Origin of the sequence: Profundicola chukchiensis (genome assembly GCF_029664245.1) — a bacterium.
GTDB classification, from domain to species: domain Bacteria; phylum Bacteroidota; class Bacteroidia; order Flavobacteriales; family Weeksellaceae; genus Profundicola; species Profundicola chukchiensis.
In genome coordinates this window covers 271,892-293,449 of record NZ_JANAIE010000002.1, presented here as the reverse complement: position 1 = coordinate 293,449, position 21,558 = coordinate 271,892, and the positions used below count along the sequence as shown (strand labels likewise).

The window sequence follows — 21,558 nt, the reverse complement described above, 5'->3', positions numbered from 1 at the left end:
CTTCTATTTAAAATTGACTGAATATATGATTCGTATTATCGGTATTTTAGTGTTGTTAATGTTTTGCATTACTTCTTGTAGAACCCATTATGTAAAACAATTAGAGTCGGGTGATATGATTTTCGTTGAATCTAATGAGCAAAATCTTTCGGGTGCTATTAGTAGAGTAACCAAGGTTGACGAACATAATATCTCATTTGATCATATGGGTATTGTTGAAAAAGTAGCGGGTAGCGTAAATGTATTACATGCAACAACCCAAGGAGGCTCAATTAAACAAAGTTTAAACGATTTTATTCAAGCACATAAGGATAGGAGACTGGTGGTTTATCGATTAAAGGACGAATATAAGAATGCAATTCCATCGGCTTTAGTAAGAGCCAATCAAATGTTGGGGAAACCTTATAATTATTTATACATTCCGAGTGATACTGCCTATTATTGTTCGGACTTTATAGAGCGCGCCTTTAGAGAATCCAATATTTTTAAGCTCGAGCCTATGACATTTGTGAACCCAGCGACGAAAGAAGTCGATGCATATTGGAAATCTTTCTACGATAAACATAATGTAGAAGTCCCCGAAGGTTTGCCAGGCTGTAATCCTAATGGCTTATCTCATTCAGATAAAATTGAAAAAGTATTTATGATTAAATAACACTAAATCAGGTGGCTGTATAAATCTTCTTCTTATCTTTATTGCTTAGTGTGAATGATACAATTCATATAATTCTTAAAATAAATTAACCAACTTTGTGTAAGAATTTAAAAAGATGGCAGACTCAAGAAGATCAGCGGAAAGACTGGTAAACAGAATGCAACGTGTGGTAGATGCTCAAAAAAGAATTATACTTTTTTTGCTGAGTATAATTGGAGCGTTTCTATTGACTTATTTTGTTACCATCCAAGAGGAACAATTTAGCGTTATACAGCAATATGTCTTTTTTATTTTAATTTTTGCTGTTACGCTTTGGGTAACCGAAGCTATACCGCCCTTCGCGGTAGGAATTCTCATTGTCGGCCTCTTGATTTTTCTCATTGGTCAAGCAGAAACCAATGTTCCTGGACAACCAGGTTATATAGATGTCACCACCTTTATTCAAACTTGGTCTAATTCCGTAATTTGGTTAATGCTAGGTGGGTTTTTCTTGGCGCTTGCTCTAAGAAAAACAGGTTTAGATGCGGATTTATTTGCCTTAACAATGTCTAAAGTAGGTAGCAAGCCATCTCAAATACTTTTTGGAATGATGCTCGCTACCGCGGTCGCTTCTATGGTTATGTCCAACACAGCGACTACAGCTATGATGGTTGCCTCCATTTTACCGTTTATTAATAAGCTCGGAAAAGAACATGGACTTTCTAAAGCTTTATTGCTTGGAATCCCTTCGGCAGCTGCTATTGGTGGAATGGGAACTATTATTGGTTCGCCACCAAACGCGATTGCAGTGGAAGCGATTAATTCTATGTCAAAAGCCAAAAGTGGAGGTATTCAAATTGGATTCTTGGAATGGATGGTTTTAGGTGTACCTGTGGCGATGATTTTAGTACTTATATTTTGGTTTCTACTAAAGCGTAAGTTTAAACTTAATGAAATGGGAGTGGATAGTGTTGTTGAAATCAAAAATGAGCCAAGCAATCTAGAGGAGCGTTTTCAGAAGAGAATTGTATTAGCCGTACTAGCGGTTACGGTTCTGTTATGGTTAACCGGGCGCTGGCATGGAATTCCATCTGCCGCCGTTTCGGGGATTCCGATTATATTCTTTCCTATGATTGGAATTATCACAGGTGACGATGTTCGAGAGATTCCATGGGATACTCTAATGTTGGTTGCTGGTGGTTTGTCGCTTGGTTTAGCTATTCAAGAGAGTGGTTTGGCTGAGTTCTTTGTGGCTAAGCTATCTAACTTCACCTTCAATGAATATGCAATGATGACGATTTTCGCCTTTGCAACCGTACTTTTCTCAAATATCATGAGTAATACAGCTACTGCTACTATCTTGATTCCGGTGGCGAGTATATTGCCTGGCGTAAATCCAGCTTATATGGCGATGGTGATTGGGGTAAGTGCATCTTGTGCTTTATTCTTACCAGTTTCTACACCTCCGAATGCGATAGCATATAGTACAGGTTTATTAAAACAATCTGATTTTAGATTTGGAGGATTAACTATTGGCTTATTAGGTCCGATTCTAGTAATCGTTTGGGTAGTTTTCTTGTATATGATAGGTTACTTCTAGAAAGTCCTTAAAAAGACTTAAAAATAACTCATTTGAAAGTGCGTATTGATATAGTCAATGCGCATTTTTGTTTTAGAAAGAATGCAATTCGATTTTGGGAAAGCTTGATCTATTACAATGAAAATAGCCCCAATAAAAAAAGCATCTACAGTGTCTGTAAATGCTTTCTTGTTGTGGGATCAGAGGGATTCGAACCCCCGACCCTCTGCTTGTAAGGCAGATGCTCTGAACCAACTGAGCTATGATCCCTTTTGTAATTCGATTGCAAATATACATTCAATTTTCAAATCTCAAAACAAAATTCAAATTATTTTTAAATTATTTTTCTCCTTAAAATGTAACTATCTATTTTGTCGATAATTAGAGATGAAAAATTTTTTAACTTTTTTCTGTGTTTACTTTCAATAAATCGATTGCATAGATATTTTCGACCCTAAAACCAACATTGAAATCAGTTACAAAATCTAAAATTCTAGAAATTTTATTGAAAAGCTCTTCTGAAATATAGAATAATCGTGATAAACCCAAACACGATATTAGATAACCAAACCGCTAAAAGTGGTGTAAGGTTACCAACATTGGATAAAACCTTGCTGGCTTCGTTACCAAAAATGTAAATAAAGGCCATCGTGATTCCAATCGCTAAGTTCAATCCAATTCCACCTCTTCGCTTTTGAGATGATAAGGATAAAGCTAAAAGCGTAAGAATGATCGATGAAAATGGTAAACTGCTTCGTTGATAAAGCTCATTTAAATAAACACTAATACTCGCAGATCCTTTGAATTTCTCTCTTTCAATGAATTTCCTTAATTCAATCGAATTCATCGTTTCTGCTACATAACCTTCTGGCAAAAGCTCATCTGGAGTGACGCTAAACTTTCTCTCGGTTCGGTTTCCACTCGTTAGTGAATCTGTTCCATCCGCTCTTACGTGTCGCTCATAAAAATGATTCAAAGCATAGATAGAATCTTTTTGATTCCAAATTAAATCATTTGCACGGAGCGAATAAACTAATTCATTTCCGTCAAACTTCTGATAGATAAATCCACTTCCGTTTAAAGTTCTACGATTATAGTTATGCAAGAAAATATACTCATCAGGGGAAATCTGCGCCGAAATTGGCCGACCTTTATAGTAATCTTGTTCTTTAGACGTAGGTTGAAGATAAGTATAGTAATAGTCGTTTTTATAAACGTTCGCCTTGGGTAACAAAAAGTGATTCACCGCAAAAGAAAGCGCACCAATCCCAAAAGCAACTATCAAATATGGGCGAGTAAGCCTAAAATAGCTCATTCCACCCGAAGTCATAGCTACCACCTCGGTATTGTTAGTCAATCTAGAGGTAAAGTAAATCGCTGCAATAAAAACTCCAATCGGTAAGAAGGTATTTACAATCCAAAGAACAAAAAACGGATAATAATCAATCAATGCTGCTCCAATCGTAGAGCCATTATCCTGAATTTTCCCCACCTTTTGGCTCAAGTCAATCACCAAAACAATCAACGCCAATAGAGTAGTCATAAACACAAAAGTGCCTATGAAGTTCTTCATGATATACCGATCGAGTAATTTTATCAAAGTCGTTGCTTTAATTTAGGAACCGTTTGTTCTTTCCATTGATTGAAATCTCCAGCTATAATATGCTGTCTTGCTACGCGCACTAAGTCCAAATAAAACGCCAAATTGTGAATAGACGCAATTTGTTTTCCTAAATATTCTTTAGCTACAAATAAATGTCGCACATATGCCTTTGAGTAAGCCGAATCCACATAAGAAGTTCCTGACTCATCTAATGGCGAAAAATCATCCTTCCACTTTGCGTTTTTCATGTTCATAACGCCATTCCACGTAAACAACATTCCGTTACGAGCATTTCTTGTTGGCATTACACAATCAAACATATCAACACCCAAAGCAATATTCTCTAAAATATTCCATGGCGTACCAACACCCATCAAGTATCTCGGTTTATCTTTTGGCAAAATCTCACAAACCAAACCAGCAATATTGTACATCACATCCTCTGGCTCTCCAACACTCAATCCGCCAATAGCATTCCCATCTGCGCCAAAATCCGCAACATATTTCGCCGATTCTACTCTTAAATCTTCAAAAGAATTCCCTTGAACAATCGGAAACAAAGTCTGATTATAACCATACAAAGGCGGATTCTCGTTCAACCAAGTTCTACAACGCTCTAGCCATCTGTGCGTAACATGCATAGCTCTTTTTGCTTCTCTATAAGTCGCTGGAATTCCGGTCAATTCATCAAAAGCCATAATGATATCAGCCCCAATTTTTCGCTGAATTTCCATGGAATATTCCGGCGAAAACATATGATAAGAACCATCAATATGCGATTGAAAACGCACCCCTTCTTCCGAAACCTTGCGAATATCTGACAAAGAATATACCTGGAAACCACCACTATCCGTCAGAATCGGTCGATCCCAATTCATAAACTTATGCAGTCCACCAGCTTTTTCTAAAATCTCCGTTCCCGGACGCAAGTATAAATGATAAGTATTCCCTAAAATTATTTGCGCTTTAATATCCTCTTTTAGCTCATGTTGATGAACCGCTTTTACGCTAGCCACCGTACCTACGGGCATAAAAATAGGCGTTTGGACATCGCCATGCGCCGTTGTAAAAGTACCTGCTCTTGCCGAGGAGGCCGTATCTGTGGTTTGAATTTCGAATTTCATTGGCTGCAAATATAAACAGAATTTTAGATAGAATTACTAGGGCGGCATTTGCGGCTTTCTGCAGTAGTACGCAGTGCCAGCTAGACAAAAAATCTTGTAAAAAGAGCTTCTAAGGTCGCTTTTTTACTGCGTTTTTTGTTGCTAGCTCGCCCTTTGCGCGCTACTGCTGCCAATCCGCGCCGCGCTCCGAACCTTAGCCTACAACATTTTAATCATATAATTCGTCTCTCTTAAACCTAAATAAATATGCTCAATATTTCAATTGGCTGAATATTAGAATTTAAAAAGATGGAACATTCCAATTGAATTTGTCTTAAATCCAAAAACTTGTGTGTAGAAATAAAGAATGTAAAAAGGTTTGGTTCCCTTAAATTTTAGCTAAATTCATTAAAATCACCAACAAAAAAGCCCTTAAGTTGACTTAAAATACCACAGTTTCAAAATTTTACCCTAAAAAACTTGACAAAGCCTGTTTGCAAGTCGTATATTTGCAGGCCTTTAAAAGAAGCTGCATATGAAAATGAAAACATCTGATTTCGATTTTAAGTTACCTGAAAAACTTTTGGCTGAACGTCCTGCGGAATACCGCGACGAAGCTCGTTTAATGGTATTAGATCGAAAAGCTGGAACAATTGAACACAAAACTTTCAAAGATTTAATCGATTATTTCGATGAGGAAGATGTGTTGATCATGAATAATACGAAGGTTTTTCCAGCAAGGCTTTTCGGAAATAAAGAAAAAACTGGAGCTAAAATTGAAGTTTTCTTGTTAAGAGAACTAGATCCAGAAACACGCCTTTGGGATGTTTTAGTAGATCCAGCTAGAAAAATTAGAATTGGTAATAAATTATTCTTCGGAGACGATGATGATTTAGTAGCTGAGGTTGTAGATAATACAACTTCTCGTGGTAGAACTTTACGTTTTTTATACGATGGGCCTTATGAAGAGTTCCGTGCTAAGCTAACTGCTTTGGGAACAACTCCTTTACCTAAATATATTAAAAGAGAAGTAGAGGATACGGACGCCGAAAGATACCAAACGATTTATGCTAAAGAAGAAGGAGCTGTTGCTGCACCTACTGCTGGTTTACACTTCTCTAAACATTTAATGAAACGTTTAGAAATTAAAGGTGTTGATTTCGCCGAAATTACTTTACACGTAGGTTTAGGAACTTTTGCTCCAGTGGAAGTAGAAGACTTAACCAAACATAAAATGGAATCTGAGCGTGCTAATGTTCCACAATCTACTGCAGATCGTGTGAATCGCGCTATCGATGACAAGAAGAGAATTTGTGCTGTAGGTACAACTTCTATGCGTGCTATTGAAACAGCTGTTTCTGCTAACGGTTATTTAAATGCATATGACGGATGGACGAATAAATATATTCACCCACCATATGACTTTAGTATTGCGAATGCCATGATTACTAATTTCCATACACCAAGATCAACCTTGATGATGATGGTTTCAGCATTTGCAGGACACGATTTAGTGAAAAAAGCTTACAAAGAAGCTGTTAAAGAAGAGTATAAATTCTTCTCATACGGTGATGCAATGTTGATTATCTAATCAGATTGTAATATTGCGAGACAAATTGAATAAAGATCACAAAGCAATCTGTTGAAGTATCACAGATTGCTTTTTTTAATTTTAAAAAATAATAAAGATTAAAACACCTAAAGACATACGAACCCAGACTTTGCAACAACTTATCGAATTTATGCCCAGCATAGGTGAGAAAGAGTTTCGTGCGAAGCAGATTTATGAGTGGCTTTGGACAAAAAACGCGCATTCCTTCGATGAAATGACAAGTTTGTCTAAAGAACTTCGCGAGAAATTGTCTGAACATTTCGTGATTCAACCAATTGCGATTGAAGAGTATCAAAAGAGTATGGACGGAACTATTAAAAACGCCGTTAAACTCTTTGATGGTAATGTGGTAGAGTCTGTTTTAATCCCAACAGAATCTAGAACTACCGCATGTGTTTCTTCCCAAGTAGGATGTAGCTTGGATTGTACTTTCTGTGCAACAGCAAGATTGAAACGAATGCGAAACCTAACTGCGGCAGAAATTGTAGATCAAGTAGCCTTAATCGACCAACAAAGTCGTGAGGATTTCGGTCATCCATTGAGCAATATTGTTTTTATGGGAATGGGCGAGCCTTTATTGAACTTTAATAATGTGGTAGATGCAATTCGAAAAATTACAACTCCACATCCACATGGATTGGGGATGTCGCCTAAGAGGATTACAGTTTCAACATCTGGACTGCCCAAAATGATTGAAAAACTAGCCGACGAAGATTTAAGAATCGGCTTGGCTCTTTCTTTACACTCTGCAATAGAGGAAAAAAGAAATCAAATCATGCCTTTCAGTAATAAATTTCCATTGAGTGATTTATTAGATAGCTTGAAATATTGGTATGATAAAACCAGAAGTAGAATTACTTTAGAATATATCATTTGGAAAGGAATCAATGATAGAAAGGAAGATATAGATGCCTTAGTGAAATTCTGTATGCAAGTTCCTGTTAAAGTAAACTTGATTGAATATAACGCCATCGATGATGGAATCTATCAACAAGCGCATGAATCTGCAACTAACAAATATATTGCTGCTTTAGAAAATGCAGGAATAGTGGTTAATGTTAGAAGAAGTAGAGGTAAAGATATTGATGCTGCTTGTGGGCAATTAGCTAATAAAAATAAATTAGCAGAATAAATTATAAGTCATCATCACGTATAAACAAGACGTTTGTCTAAATTTAAAATAGAAATATGCAGGCACTAAGTCTGCATATTTTTTTTATTAAATATTATTCTTTTCCTTCTATAATGCGCCATTGTGTATATCCAATGACGAAAAACCCTAATCCAGTTACAATCGGTGGAAGTAGAATTTTATCAGCGGCCATAAAGCCTAATAAAATCATTCCTAGGCCGAGTATATATAATATAAGTATAAGTGTTTTGGTCATGATAATCGATTAGTTATTTAATGACGCTGCAATTCTTATTCCTAATCGACTTTTTTATGAAAAGCATGTTTAATTTTAATCAAGTTTTAAGAACTCAAACTTTGATGCCTTGAACTACCGCAAATTTGATTATTTTTGTACTTCTCAAAGAAATATGAAAACAATAAATCTTATTTACTCCCTTTTGGCTTTAGTTCTAGTCACTTCTTGTGAACCAGCTTTTCTGCTGAAAGAACAATCTAGAAAACTGTCTGATTATTCTTATGTTTCTTATGATTTACCCAATAAATTAGAGGAAATCTCTGGATTAGAGAAGATAGGAGATGAGTTCTATGGTTTTAATGATAGTGGTGGAGCTGCTGAAATCTATAAATTCACATCAAAGAATCCCATTGAAATAACTCAAACTATTAAGCTAAGTAATGCTAGCAATGTAGATTGGGAAGAAATGGCGATCAGTGATAAGCATTTGTTTGTGGGGGATTTTGGTAACAACCTAGGAATGAGAAGTGACCTTAAGGTTTATTATTTTCCTAGAAAAAATATTAATGCAAGTTTAAAAGAACAAAGTGTTTTTGTCGATACGATAGAATTCTTTTACCCGGAGCAAGAAGATTACTCTAAACAAGTTTATAATCATAATTTCGATTTAGAAAGCATGGTTTACTTTAATGAGAAATTACATTTGTTTACCAAAGAATGGGGTAGTTTTAAAACAAAACATTACACCATTGATTTAGTAAAAGGTAAACAGCCTGCTTGGTTAGTGGAGGATTATGATTTAAAGTTTTTGGCAACAGGAACTGATGTGATTGAACTAAATGATAAATACGCTCGTTTGGGAATGGTAGGTTATACTACCGATGGCGATGTCTATATGATGTTAACTGATTTCAAAAGTTCGGCAAAAGAATGGTTGAACAACCCCAAAACAATTATTCATTTAGGTGAAGCGGGTGATGTTGGTCAGGTAGAGGGAATCGCTTTTATCGATCAAGATAATGTATGTTACTCTGCAGAAGCTATTACTTGGGAGGATAAATCTAGAAAGCAAAACTTAACTTGTATATCTCTAAAATAAGACCTTGGCAAAAATTGTAAATCAAATCAAAGCACCTATTTCCGAAGAAATGAAAATCTTCGAGAGCAAGTTCTATGGAGCAATGAAAACCAATGTTTCTTTGCTGGACAGAATTATGCAGTACATCGTTCGAAGAAAAGGAAAACAGATGCGTCCGATGTTTGTGTTTCTAACTGCAAAACTTGTAGGCGAAACCACCGAGCGAACTTATCGAGGAGCTTCTATGATTGAGTTGATTCATACAGCGACTTTGGTGCATGACGACGTGGTAGATGATAGTGATATGCGCAGAGGTTTTTTCTCTATCAATGCCTTATGGCAAAATAAAATTGCTGTTTTGGTAGGTGATTATTTGCTTTCCAAAAGTGTTCTGCTAGCTACAGAAAACAAAGACTTCGATTTATTGACCGTGGTTTCTACTGCGATTCGAGAAATGAGTGAAGGAGAATTACTTCAAATCGAAAAGGCAAGAAATTTAGATATAACCGAGGAAATTTATTTTGAGATTATTCGTCAGAAAACAGCAACCTTAATTGCCGCTTGTTGCGAAGCGGGTGCTAGATCGGTAGGTTGTTCTGAGGAAATGGCTGCCAAAATGAACCGATTTGGTGAATTGGTGGGGATTGCCTTCCAAATTAAAGATGATTTATTCGATTATACGAGCACGAATATAATTGGCAAGCCAATCGGGATTGATATCAAAGAGCAAAAAATGACTTTGCCTTTAATTTATAGTATTAATACAGCTAATAAGTCGGAAAAGCGTTGGTTGATTCGTTCCGTTAAGAAACATAATCATAACAAGAAACGAGTAAACGAAGTAATTGAATACGTTAAGTCACATGGCGGATTGAATTACGCACGCCAAGCTATGTATGATTACCGTGATAAGGCGCTAAGGATTTTAGACGAATTCCCTGATTCGGAAGCTAAAACTTCACTTACCACACTCTTAAATTATGTGGTAGAAAGAAAGCATTAATCTAGAATACTGGGCTTATTTTACTTGAAATCTTTTTTAATTGAACACTTGTTAGTTGCGTTCTTAGGTTAAAGAAGATTTAGTGAAAGCTTTATTGATATGTATTAAATAAGGAATGTTAGGGGATAAATTAACTTTTAAACCTTAAATATTTATCCTCAGCTCACTATAAAATAAAGTCCAAATATCCACTTTTAGCTTCAGGTCTTTTCTCGTATTTTTGTAAAAAGTAATTTGCTATATTAGTAACTATTCAATTACTTTAATTCTATTAATTTTCTACTATGATTACCCGAAATACCATTGACAAGATTTTCCAAACTGCTCGTGTAGAGGAGGTAATTGGAGATTTTGTAAACCTTAAAAAGTCGGGTAGTAACTACAAAGGTCTTTCGCCATTCTCACAGGAGAAGTCTCCTTCGTTTATGGTGTCACCTGCCAAACAAATCTGGAAAGATTTTTCGAGTGGCAAAGGGGGAAGTGTTGTTTCTTTCTTAATGGAACACGAGCAATTCACCTATCCAGAAGCTTTAAGGTGGTTGGCCAAGCGATATAATATAGAGGTTGAAGAAGATCGTGAGCGAAGTGATGAACAAATTGCTGAAGCAAAAGAGCGCGAAAATCAATTTACCCTTACCGAGTTTGCAAATAAGTGGTTGCAAGCTCAACTTTGGGAGACAGAGGAAGGAAAGCAAATTGGGTATTCTTATTTCAAAGAAAGAGGTTTCACCAAAGAAACCATGGAGAAGTTCCATTTGGGGTATTCGCCTAAAGAGTGGAGTGCATTTACTCAATATGCCTTAGACAAAGGTTACACCTTTGAAGCCTTACAATCTGTGGGTCTTACGGTAGGAAACAAAGATCGTCCGGTTGATAGGTTCAGGGAAAGAGTTATTTTTCCGATTCAAAGTTTCTCCGGTAGAACTTTAGGTTTTGGAGGAAGAATTCTTGGTAATAATAAGAAAACCGCTAAATATTTAAATTCACCTGAAAACGAAATTTACCATAAGAGTAAAATCTTATATGGTATTTTTCAAGCCAAACAAGCAATTCTTCGTGAAGATGAATGTATTTTGGTAGAAGGTTATACTGATGTTATTTCTCTTCATCAAGCTGGTGTTGAAAATGTGGTTTCTAGTTCTGGAACTGCATTAACTCCTGAACAAATTCGTTTAGTTAAAAGGCTTACCAATAATCTAACACTAGTCTATGATGGTGATGCTGCTGGGATTAAAGCTTCATTCCGAGGGATTGATTTAATTCTTGAGCAAGAGCTAAATGTACGCGTGGTGGTATTAGCAGAAGGGGAAGACCCGGATTCTTTTGCGAGAGCTCACAAGGAAGAAGAAATTCAGGAGTATTTTAAAACCAGAGCCACTGACTTTATTCGTTTCAAAGTTGGAATTCTAAAAGAAGATGCCGGAGATGATCCAGTTAGGAATTCTAATATGATTCAATCGGTGGTGGACAGTATCGCTTTGATTCCTAATCTAATTCAAAGAGAATTATATATTCGTGATGCCTCATCTATTCTGGGTATAGGAGAGGAAGTTCTTTTCAGACAATTGCAAATTAAACTGGCAGAAAAGGACAAAGAGGTTAAGCGTAAAGCCCGCCCAGCAGAAGAAAGTCCACTTAAAATTGCTACTACACCTAAGGATGAAATCCAGGTAAATCAATTTGCGCTGATAGAGGAGGATATGATTCAATTAATGATTCGCTATGGTGAAGTTGAAATAGAACTGCCTATCAATGAGTCCGAAAATGAATTTTACACTTCAACCGTAGCAGGAGAAATTTTATCACAGTTAGAAGAAGATGGAATTAGTTTTACGACGCCACATTATCAAGAGATGTATGCTGAAATTAAAAAGGAGCTTATAGAAAATGAAAATCAGAGCTTAAGTGATCATTTCGTTCGTCATGAAAACGAAGATTTAAGTAAGCTTGCTTCAGGGATGATTTTCGATAAATATCAACTTTCTGACTGGGGAAAACATGGTGTACCAGTTCCAAGTGCGGATTCTAATTTAGGAAAACGTGTGCAGGAAATGGTTCTGAATTATAAACGCAATGTTTTGCTTCAAATGATTAAAAATCAGCACAATAAAACACAGCAACCTGAATTAGATTTAGAAGAAAGAGCCGAAGTTTTAAAAGAAATAATGCGTTTAACGCAGATTAAGAATTCATTAGATAAACTACTGAATAGAGCTGTTTAAGATTTAAAATTTAGATTAAATAAAGCACAAAAAAAAAGACAAAATACAAAGCGTATTTTGTCTTTTTCATTTATGTTTTTAATGGAATTATTTCGCCTTACGACACCAAACTCTCCATTGAACCAAGAAGGCTCCTGGATATTTCTTTTTGACTGAAGCTAAATCCATACCTGCTGATCTTTTAGTAAAGTAATCTCCTACCATTACACGATAGTCAGGTCGAGTATAAACCATTTCAGGAACTAAAGAAGGGAAATTTTTCGCAAAATCGGCCTGAGCTCTATTCGCTGCATTTCTATCTTTAGTATACATTATTTGAATCTTATACCCCATTACTTTAGGGTTCTGAGCACAAGGATCAAAATTCTCTCTATCTTCATCTGGCTTAACTTCAACAACAGGTTTGTAGCATTTAGCTTTAACTGTTTTCTGAACCAATGAATCTATAGCGGAGTTAACATTTAAATTATAACTTCCACCTGATAGGCTATCCTTTACACTAATTTGCCCCATTACCAAGGGTAATCCAAAAACGAATAGGAATAGAAATAATAGGTGTCTCATTCAATAATATTTTTGCAAATATAAGCGAGATTCGTGAATTCAGTCAAAAAAAACGAATAATATGTTTTTTTAACGCTTTGCTCTGAAATGTTAAAATTTCTATAAGGTCATTGATTGTAGAGACTTACATCATTGGTTAATTTAGAATAGATTTAAATTAAGCCTATTCCCAAAGTTCATGTGTTACTTTTTAGGTTTAATTTAACAGACTATTTTATTTTTGTTCGATATATAAATAGCATATCAGAATATCAACATAAAGGAGATATGGTGAATTGGGAAAAAATTAAATTGAAACATTATGCGGCGTTATTCTTCATCGTCGCATTTTCATGGATGAACGCGCAAGACGCTCCAGCTGATGCTGTGAGTGGAGATGCAGCTAATGGAGAGGCCTTATTTAATCAACATTGTGCGGCTTGTCACAAGCTAGACTCAAAGTTGATTGGACCAGCTTTGGGTGGAGTGGCCGAGAGATTACAAGACGAACAAGGTCTTGGTGTCGATTGGTTACGTAAGTGGATTAAAAACAACGAAGAGCTAAGAGCAAGTGGCGACGAGTATGCAAATCAAGTATTTGAGGAGTATAATGAAGTTGTCATGTTGCCTTTTGAGCAGTTGAGTGATCAAGAGATTGATGATATCATCTACTTTACTTCGAATCCGCCTGCTCCAAAAGAGGAAAAGAAAGCTGCAACACCTGCTACGTCAGCAACTGACAACTCATTGCCATTAGGAGCTTTGTTGATTGGTTTTGCTGTATTAGCGAGTTTGTTAGTTTGGATCTTATTTAGAGTTAACACCTTAGTTAATTTAACTAAACAAGAAGGTGGAGCTCTTGAGACAGAACAAGCAGAAAGCTTTGCTGAAACTTTTGAGAAGTACAAGAATGTTGCTTATGCTGGAATGGGACTAATTACTTTATTAGTTTTATACGGTGCATGGCAATTCATGATTGGAATTGGTGTTGATAAAGGATATCAGCCAGAACAACCAATCTATTTCTCTCACAAGATTCACGCTGGTGAGCAGGGTATTGATTGTCAGTACTGTCACAGTAGTGCTAAGTATGGTAAGGTATCAGGTATTCCTTCTACCAACGTATGTATGAACTGTCACTACCAAATCCAAGAATATACTGGAGATTATATCGAAGAAGGTAAATCTGCCGAATTCTATACAGAGGAGATTCAGAAAATCTACGCATCTGCTGGATTTGATCCTAGTAACTTGACATATTCAGGTGAAGAAGATCCTATCGAGTGGGTAAGAATTCACAATATGCCAGATTTTGTTTACTTTAACCACGCACAACACGTTGTTGCAGGTGGAGAAGCAATCAAGTCAGCTAAAGGTGTTGAGCAAGTATGTTTTGCTTGTCACGGTCAAGTTGATGAAATGGATGAGGTGAAAATGGCGAATGACTTCACAATGGGATGGTGTATTGAATGTCACCGTGAAACCAAAGTGGATATGGAGAACGAGTATAACAAAGAATACTACGCACAATTACACGAGAAACTTAAGAAACAATATGGTTCAGAAGCTGAAATTACAGTAGATGCTATTGGTGGTCTTGAGTGTGGAAAATGTCACTATTAATTAAGTTTAAATAAATAAAAGAAGTTAAATGGCTTCGAAGAAAAGATATTGGAGAAGTATTGAAGAATTGCAAGACAGTTCGTTGACCGAGGAATTGGCCAAAAACGAATTTGCAGAAGAATTGCCAGTGGAAGGATTTCTTGGGAAATCTGAAGCTTTAGAATCTTCTAAAACGTCTCGCCGTGATTTCCTTAAATTTTTAGGATTCAGTACTGCAGCAGCAACCCTTGCGGCTTGTGAGGCACCTATTGTTAAATCTGTGCCCTATGTAGTTAAACCTGACGAAATTACACCTGGTGTACCTACGTATTATGCATCTACAATGTATGATGGGTATGATTATGCTAGTGTAATCGTGAAAACGAGAGAGGGTAGACCTATCAAGATTGAGCCTAATAAAGGAGCAAACAACTTTGGAACTACAAATGCTAGAGTTCAAGCGTCTGTATTATCATTATATGATAGCAACAGAATCGCTAAGCCTAGAATTAGTGGTGCTGATAGTACTTGGGATGCAGTTGATACTGTTGTTCTAAAACAATTAGCCAATCTAGGTGGGAAGAAAGCAGTTGTAATTACACCTTCTTTACCAAGTCCATCAACAAAAAGTTTAATTCAGAATTTCCAATCTAAGTATGGAAATGTAGAACACGTTGTATTTGATGCAGTTGATTCTACACCTGCCTTAGATGCTGCAGAAGAAGTATTCGGACAAAGAGTAATTCCTCATGTAGATTTAAGCAACACAGAGTTGGTGGTTGGATTTAATGCTGACTTCTTAAACGACTTTAATGGATTAAGTCTTGAGAAATCTTATGCTACAGTTAAGAAACCAGGAGAGAAAATGCTTAGACATATTCAAGTTGAATCTAACTTGAGCATGACGGGAGCTAACTCTGACTCGAGATTCCCATTAAAACCTTCTATGACCTATAAGGTTTTAGCAGATGTTTATAATGCTTTAAATGGAGCAAAAGCTACCACAGATGTTGGTGCAGCTATCGCTTCTGAGTTAAAAGCTAAAGGAAACAAAGCGGTTGTTTTAGCGGATGGTAACAAAGATGCTTATGCATTAGCCTATGCTATCAACCAAATGCTTGGTTCTACTGCTATCACAGGTAAATCTGTATTCTTAAAAGAAAGTAACCACGCTAAATTTAAGTCTTTCTTAAATGATGCTAATGCCGGAAATGTTGGATTATTATTAATCTTCAACTCAAATCCGATTGAGCACTCTTCTTATGGAGAGAACTTTAAAGAAATTCTTAAGAAAGTTCCTGTATCTGTTGCATTAACAGATCAGAACAACGAAACAGCTAAGAATGTAAACGTAGTAGCTCCTACACCACACTGGTTAGAGTCTTGGGGTGATTTCAATCCAATGACTGGAGTTTATGCTTTACAACAACCAACTATTCAGCCAATTTTTGATACGAGACAGTTCCAAGATAGTTTGATCAAATGGACTAAAGCTGATGGATCTGATTTAGTAGAAACTGAAACTACGGAAGGTGAAGTAGCAGCAGCTGCAGCAGCGGTTGTAGATTCAGCAACAGCAGCTATTCAAAAAGTAGCGGCTTCGGTAAGTATTGGTGAAGCTGATTCTTACTACAATTATTTAAAGAAATATTGGGAAAGCAATGTGTTAGGGGGTACTTCCTTCAACCAAGCTTTATACGATGGTGTTGTTGAAAAAGATTCAGAAGCTAGTTTGACGGCTAATGCAACAGGAGTAGCAAGTGCAGCTTCAGCGTTATCTAAACTTACAAGTTCTGATTGGGAAATTCAATTATACACTAAAGTAGGTATGGGTGATGGTAGAAATGCTACAAACCCATGGTTACAAGAGTTCCCAGATCCTGTTTCAAGAACAGTTTGGGATAACTACTTTACCATGAACCCTCAAGATGCTGATGCATTAGATATTTCTATGTGGAACAGTGGTCCAGAAAGAAATGGTAGAATGCAGTTTAATGGTCCTTACTATACAGCAACTGTTAACGGTCAGAAAATAACAGCTCCTGTATTTGTTCAACCTGGACAAGCAAAAGGAACATTAGGTTTAGCACTTGGATATGGTGTTAAAGGTAGAATTGCAGAAGCAAATAATTTAGATCAAATTGGTGTTAATGCTTATCCAATCTATAAAGATGGAGCAAAAACAGCCAATATCGAAAGTTTAGAAGCAGCAGGTGGAAGCCATGAATTTGCGAATATTCAGATGATGAATACCTTAATGGGTAGATATGAAATCGCAAAAGAAGCTTACAATGAAGACTTCTTAACTAAACCTGCAGATGAGTGGAATAAGCAACCAACCATGGATACTTTCCAAGGTAAAGGTACTCCAGTTAAAGAAGTAGATTTATGGAGAAGTTTCGATCGTACAGACGGACCTCACTTCAAATTATCTATTGACTTAAACTCTTGTACAGGTTGTGGAGCTTGTGTTATTGCATGTCATGCAGAAAATAACGTAGCTGTAGTAGGTAAAGACGAAGTTCGTAGATCACGTGATATGCACTGGTTACGAATCGATAGATACTACTCAGATCATATGCAAGAAAAGCATCCAGAGCGTTATCCATATACGCAAACGGAAGCTTTAAAAGATGAAGAATATATAGAGCCAACACAATATAAAATCTTGGTTAGACCAAACGAGACTAATCCAGATGTTATATTCCAGCCAATGATGTGTCAGCACTGTAACCACGCTCCTTGTGAGGCGGTTTGTCCAGTAGCAGCTACATCACATGGTAAACAAGGTCAGAACCAAATGGCCTACAATAGATGTGTTGGAACGAGATATTGTGCAAATAACTGTCCTTATAAAGTACGTAGATTCAACTGGTTCAACTATGCTCAAAACGAGAAGTTCGACTACCACATGAACAACGACTTAGGAAGAATGGTATTGAACCCAGACGTAGTAGTTCGTCAACGTGGTGTGATGGAGAAATGCTCTATGTGTATCCAAATGACTCAAGCTGCTATCTTAGAAGCTAAGAAAGAAGGTAGAAGAGTTAAGGATGAAGAATTCTCTACTGCATGTGTGAATGCTTGTACTACTGGTGCTATGGCATTTGGTGATATCAATGATCCAAATTCTAAAGTAACAGAATTAGAGAAGGACAAGAGAAAGTATATCGTGTTAGAAGATGTAGGCACACAGCCAAATGTGTTCTACCACGTGAAAATTAGAAATAGAAAAAATTAAATAAACGGTTTAAAGAATATTTATGTCAGGTCACTACGAATCACCAATTAGGGAACCGCTTATTTTAGGTCATAAGACCTATCATGACATCACCGTAGATGTAGCGCGCCCAGTGGAAAGCAAAGCCGGAAAGCTTTGGTGGATAGCATTTAGTTTTGCAATGCTTGCGTTTATATATGGATTTGGTTGTATCGCTTACACCATTGGAACTGGTATTGGAGTTTGGGGATTGAATAGAACAATCAACTGGGCTTGGGATATTACCAACTTCGTATGGTGGGTAGGTATCGGTCACGCAGGAACACTTATTTCTGCAGTACTTTTACTTTTCCGTCAGAAGTGGAGAATGTCGATCAACAGATCAGCGGAGGCGATGACGATCTTCGCGGTAGTTCAAGCAGCTATCTTCCCATTAATTCACATGGGTCGTCCTTGGGTAGGATATTGGGTATTCCCAGTTCCAAACAATTTTGGATCACTTTGGGTAAACTTTAACTCTCCATTATTATGGGACGTGTTTGCAATTTCAACTTATTTCTCTGTATCAGTAGTATTCTGGTATATGGGACTTATTCCTGACTTTGCGATGATACGTGATAGAGCTACAAAACCGGTAACAAAAAGAATTTATAGTATCCTTGCCTTTGGTTGGGGTGGTAATGCCAAACACTGGCAAAGATTTGAGGAGCTTACGTTGGTATTAGCTGGTTTAGCAACACCATTAGTATTCTCGGTACACACTACTGTATCCTTTGACTTCGCAACTTCGATTGTAAAAGGATGGCACTCGACTATTTATCCGCCATATTTCGTGGCAGGTGCAATTTTCTCTGGATTCGCAATGGTACAAACACTATTGATCGTTATGAGAAAAGTAAATGGTTTCGAGGACTATATTACTAGAAAGCATATTGAATACATGAACATCGTTATCATTGTAACAGGTGGTATGGTGACTGTAGCATATTTAACTGAGTTCTTTATTGCTTGGTATTCAGGAAGTAGATTTGAAGACTTTACATACTTTACAGTAGGTGCTGCAACAGGACCATATTGGTGGGCATTCTGGTTACTAATTATTTGTAACGTACTTGTTCCAATGACTTTATGGGTAAGACCATGGAGACGTAACTTCTTATGGACGTTCATTGTATCTATTGTAATTAATATTGGAATGTGGTTCGAGCGTTTCGACATTATTGTTGTGAACTTGAGCCGTGACTACCTACCATCTTCATGGACGATGTTTATGCCGTCATTTGTTGATGTAGGAATATTTTTGGGAACAATGGGATTCTTCTCAGTATTATTCTTATTGTATGCAAGAACTTTCCCTGTACTTGCACAAGCGGAATTGAAGACCATTTTGAAATCATCTGGCGAAAGCTATAAGAAAGATCATACAGAACACGAGCACGAAGAAAATGAGCACTAAAATATTTGGATTATACGGAGACGACGACATTTTGATGGATGCCGTAAAGTCACTACAGAAGAAAGGAGTAAAAATCAATGAAGTTTATACACCTTTCCCAGTACACGGTTTGGATAAAGCTTTAGGACTGAAGAAAACAAGAATCTCTGATTTAGCTTTTATCTATGGAGCTTATGGACTGATATTGATGTCTATCGTTACATGGTATATGATGATCTATGATTGGCCTCAAGATATTGGTGGTAAACCAAGTTTCACATGGGGAGAGAACGTTACAGCGTTCGCGGTACCAATGTTCGAGATGACAGTATTCTTTGCTGCTCACTTTATGTGTATCACTTACTTATTAAGAAGTGGTTTATATCCAGGAGCACCAACTAAGAACCCAGATCCTAGAACAACAGATGATAAGTTTCTTGTTGAAATTGTGTCGGATGATGTAGATAGATTAAAAGAAATGTTTATTGATACAGGTGCTGAAGAAGTTACTGTAAAAAGAGCTTAAATTAGGAAGAATGATGAAATATGTTTTAACATTAATAGTAATAGCTGGCCTATTTGTTTCGTGCGATGGACCACAAAGAACTCCGGCCATGGTTTTCATGCCTGATATGTACTATGCTGTTCCATACGAACCATACGAGAAAGCTACATTTGGATACCCTAGTTATAGTGATGAGTCTGCTGTACCTTTATTTACTGAAGAGTATAATATGACAGCATTGAAACCTGTAGAAGGAACTGTTCCTCACAACGAAATTGGAACTTTACCTTATCTATTACCAGATACTAATGAAGGATATAATGCCTCTATGTCAGTTGAATCTCCTTTAGATCCAGCTAACAGCGAAAAGAATTTAGCGAGAGGTGAATTGTTATATAATCAAGTATGTGCTACTTGTCATGGTGGTGCAGGAGATGGACAAGGACCTATTGTAGTAACAGGTGCTTATGTAGGAGTTCCAAACTATAAAGACAGAGCAATCACAGTTGGTTCAGTATATCACGTGATTATGCATGGTAGAAATGCCATGGGATCTTATGCTTCTCAATTAACGGAAGGAGATAGATGGAGAGTCGCTGAATATGTGATGAAGTTAAAGAATAATTAATTAAAGGAAAAAGAAGAAATAATATGTATACTTTTTCACCTAAATTGAAGATGGCAGCCATAGCTTTTATGGTGGTAGGTTTAATACTTTTTGCAGTAGGAGCCTTTATGAATGCCGGAAATGGGATTGATTTTGTAAAGGATCAAATAGCAACGAATGCAATCGATCATTATGCACCAGATGCTGCTAATGCAGCAGGCGCAGCTGCGGCTGAGTTGGCGGCAGAAGAGCACGCGGAGCATTTATTGCACTTATATCATAATAAACCTTGGTCAGCTTTAATGATTGCTGCGTTTTTATTCACTGGGGTAGCTTTAGCTTCTATGTTCTTCTTAGCAATCCAACATGCTGCACAAGCTGGATGGTCAGTGGTTGTTTCAAGAGTAATGGAAGGAATGACAGTGTTCTTACCTTATGGAGGAGCTTTATTATTAATCGTTTTAGTAGGATCTGTATTAGGTTATAACCACTTATTTCACTGGATGGTTAAAGATTTAAGAGATTTCGGTAGTGAAAACTTCGACCATTTCTTAAAGACAAAAGAGCCTTGGTTAAACGAGCCATTCTGGTTAATTAGATCAGTTATCTATATTGTTGGATGGACTTTATTTGCTTGGATCTTAAGAAAGAAATCAAAAACATTAGATGCAGTTAGTAACCATAAAAACTACTGGTCTTTATATAAATGGAGTGTTTGGGCAATTGTTTTCTTCTCATTGACTTCTATGTCATCAGGATGGGATTGGGTAATGTCTATCGATCCACACTGGTATTCATCTCTATTTGGATGGTATGTAATGGTGAGTTACTTAGTAACTGCAATCGCGATTATGATTTTAGTTTCTATCCACTTAAAGAATCAAGGTGTATTCCCTGAGTTTAATGATAACCACTTACACGATTTAACTAAATACTTATTCGGATTTAGTTTATTATGGGGTTACTTATGGTTATGTCAGTTTGAGTTAATTTGGTACGCTAACATTCCAGAGGAAGCTGTTTATTTCCAACAAAGAGAAGATGTTTATAATTTAACTTATTATAAAATGTTAATTCCTAACGTTGTGATTCCTTTCTTAATGTTAATCTCAAGTTCAATTAAGAGAAACTATACAGTGGTATCAATTGCAGCTGTGATTATCATCTTAGGTCACTGGTTAGATATTTTCAACCAAATGATGCCTGGTACAGTTGGTCCATGGTGGCAATTCGGTTTACTTGAATTTGGAGCATTATTCTTTGTAGGAGGTTTATTCTTATTCATTACAATGAATGCAATGACTAAGTTAAAACTTCAAGCTAAAGGAAATCCACTTTACCACGAAAGTAAAATTTACGAATATCCTTTCTAAGAAAGTTTATTATTAAAATTAATTAAGAAGATACAAAGTTCATTATTTTTGAATTTTGTATCTTTCTTT

Annotated in this window: 17 protein-coding genes and 1 tRNA gene; 13 read left to right on the top strand and 5 right to left on the bottom strand. The window is 36.6% G+C overall.

Going from position 1 to position 21,558, the window contains the following annotated elements:
* Positions 1–25 precede the first annotated feature (25 nt).
* Complete coding sequence (locus NLM59_RS03570) at positions 26–655, top strand: YiiX/YebB-like N1pC/P60 family cysteine hydrolase (protein ID WP_304416371.1); 630 nt, start codon at positions 26–28, stop codon at positions 653–655.
* A gap of 115 nt (positions 656–770) precedes the next feature.
* Positions 771–2,234 carry an SLC13 family permease gene (locus NLM59_RS03565; RefSeq protein ID WP_304416370.1) on the top strand — a complete coding sequence of 488 codons (1,464 nt, stop codon included), beginning with the start codon at positions 771–773 and terminating at the stop codon, positions 2,232–2,234.
* Positions 2,235–2,408: 174 nt separating this feature from the next.
* Here NLM59_RS03565 and NLM59_RS03560 read toward each other — a convergent pair.
* The 3 genes from NLM59_RS03560 to tgt form a co-directional block, all read right to left on the bottom strand.
* Positions 2,409–2,483, bottom strand: a tRNA-Val gene (locus tag NLM59_RS03560).
* A gap of 232 nt (positions 2,484–2,715) precedes the next feature.
* The gene (locus NLM59_RS03555) at positions 2,716–3,786 is read right to left on the bottom strand and encodes an LptF/LptG family permease (protein WP_304416369.1); all 1,071 of its coding nucleotides are present in this window, start codon (positions 3,784–3,786) and stop codon (positions 2,716–2,718) included.
* Between the two features lie 23 nt (positions 3,787–3,809).
* Entirely contained in the window at positions 3,810–4,940 is a 1,131-nt protein-coding gene (gene tgt / locus NLM59_RS03550) for a tRNA guanosine(34) transglycosylase Tgt (protein ID WP_304416368.1), read from the bottom strand.
* A gap of 520 nt (positions 4,941–5,460) precedes the next feature.
* On the opposite strand from tgt, the gene queA reads away from it, so the two are divergent.
* Both queA and rlmN read left to right on the top strand, forming a co-directional pair.
* Positions 5,461–6,510, top strand: coding sequence for a tRNA preQ1(34) S-adenosylmethionine ribosyltransferase-isomerase QueA (gene queA, locus NLM59_RS03545; protein ID WP_304416523.1), 1,050 nt, complete (start codon positions 5,461–5,463; stop codon positions 6,508–6,510).
* A gap of 97 nt (positions 6,511–6,607) precedes the next feature.
* Positions 6,608–7,663 carry a 23S rRNA (adenine(2503)-C(2))-methyltransferase RlmN gene (gene rlmN, locus NLM59_RS03540; protein WP_407986218.1) on the top strand — a complete coding sequence of 352 codons (1,056 nt, stop codon included), beginning with the start codon at positions 6,608–6,610 and terminating at the stop codon, positions 7,661–7,663.
* A gap of 94 nt (positions 7,664–7,757) precedes the next feature.
* On the opposite strand, the gene NLM59_RS03535 is transcribed toward rlmN, so the two are convergent.
* Positions 7,758–7,919: a hypothetical protein gene (locus NLM59_RS03535; RefSeq protein ID WP_304416367.1), complete on the bottom strand. Its 162-nt coding sequence runs from the start codon at positions 7,917–7,919 to the stop codon at positions 7,758–7,760.
* A 154-nt stretch (positions 7,920–8,073) separates the two neighbouring features.
* On the opposite strand from NLM59_RS03535, the gene NLM59_RS03530 reads away from it, so the two are divergent.
* From NLM59_RS03530 to dnaG, 3 genes are all read left to right on the top strand, one after another.
* The gene (locus NLM59_RS03530; RefSeq protein WP_304416366.1) at positions 8,074–9,000 is read left to right on the top strand and encodes a hypothetical protein; all 927 of its coding nucleotides are present in this window, start codon (positions 8,074–8,076) and stop codon (positions 8,998–9,000) included.
* A gap of 4 nt (positions 9,001–9,004) precedes the next feature.
* The gene (locus NLM59_RS03525) at positions 9,005–9,982 is read left to right on the top strand and encodes a polyprenyl synthetase family protein (RefSeq protein ID WP_304416365.1); all 978 of its coding nucleotides are present in this window, start codon (positions 9,005–9,007) and stop codon (positions 9,980–9,982) included.
* Between the two features lie 284 nt (positions 9,983–10,266).
* Positions 10,267–12,204, top strand: coding sequence for a DNA primase (gene dnaG, locus NLM59_RS03520; protein ID WP_304416364.1), 1,938 nt, complete (start codon positions 10,267–10,269; stop codon positions 12,202–12,204).
* Positions 12,205–12,291: 87 nt separating this feature from the next.
* On the opposite strand, the gene NLM59_RS03515 is transcribed toward dnaG, so the two are convergent.
* Positions 12,292–12,768, bottom strand: coding sequence for an SPOR domain-containing protein (locus NLM59_RS03515; RefSeq protein ID WP_304416363.1), 477 nt, complete (start codon positions 12,766–12,768; stop codon positions 12,292–12,294).
* A 267-nt stretch (positions 12,769–13,035) separates the two neighbouring features.
* Here NLM59_RS03515 and NLM59_RS03510 point away from each other — a divergent pair, with 267 nt between their 5' ends.
* From NLM59_RS03510 to NLM59_RS03485, 6 genes are read left to right on the top strand one after another with little or no spacing between them, the layout of a single operon-like run.
* Positions 13,036–14,370, top strand: coding sequence for a c-type cytochrome (locus NLM59_RS03510; protein WP_407986209.1), 1,335 nt, complete (start codon positions 13,036–13,038; stop codon positions 14,368–14,370).
* 28 nt (positions 14,371–14,398) lie between these two features.
* Positions 14,399–17,590, top strand: coding sequence for a TAT-variant-translocated molybdopterin oxidoreductase (locus NLM59_RS03505; protein WP_304416362.1), 3,192 nt, complete (start codon positions 14,399–14,401; stop codon positions 17,588–17,590).
* 22 nt (positions 17,591–17,612) lie between these two features.
* Entirely contained in the window at positions 17,613–19,025 is a 1,413-nt protein-coding gene (gene nrfD / locus NLM59_RS03500; RefSeq protein WP_304416361.1) for an NrfD/PsrC family molybdoenzyme membrane anchor subunit, read from the top strand.
* Positions 19,015–19,530: a DUF3341 domain-containing protein gene (locus NLM59_RS03495; protein WP_304416360.1), complete on the top strand. Its 516-nt coding sequence runs from the start codon at positions 19,015–19,017 to the stop codon at positions 19,528–19,530. The genes nrfD and NLM59_RS03495 overlap by 11 nt, the downstream gene beginning before the upstream one ends.
* Before the next feature lie 10 nt (positions 19,531–19,540).
* Positions 19,541–20,137, top strand: a complete 597-nt coding sequence (locus tag NLM59_RS03490; RefSeq protein WP_304416359.1) for a c-type cytochrome — start codon at positions 19,541–19,543, stop codon at positions 20,135–20,137.
* A 23-nt stretch (positions 20,138–20,160) separates the two neighbouring features.
* Positions 20,161–21,489: a quinol:cytochrome C oxidoreductase gene (locus NLM59_RS03485; protein WP_304416358.1), complete on the top strand. Its 1,329-nt coding sequence runs from the start codon at positions 20,161–20,163 to the stop codon at positions 21,487–21,489.
* Positions 21,490–21,558: the final 69 nt, after the last annotated feature.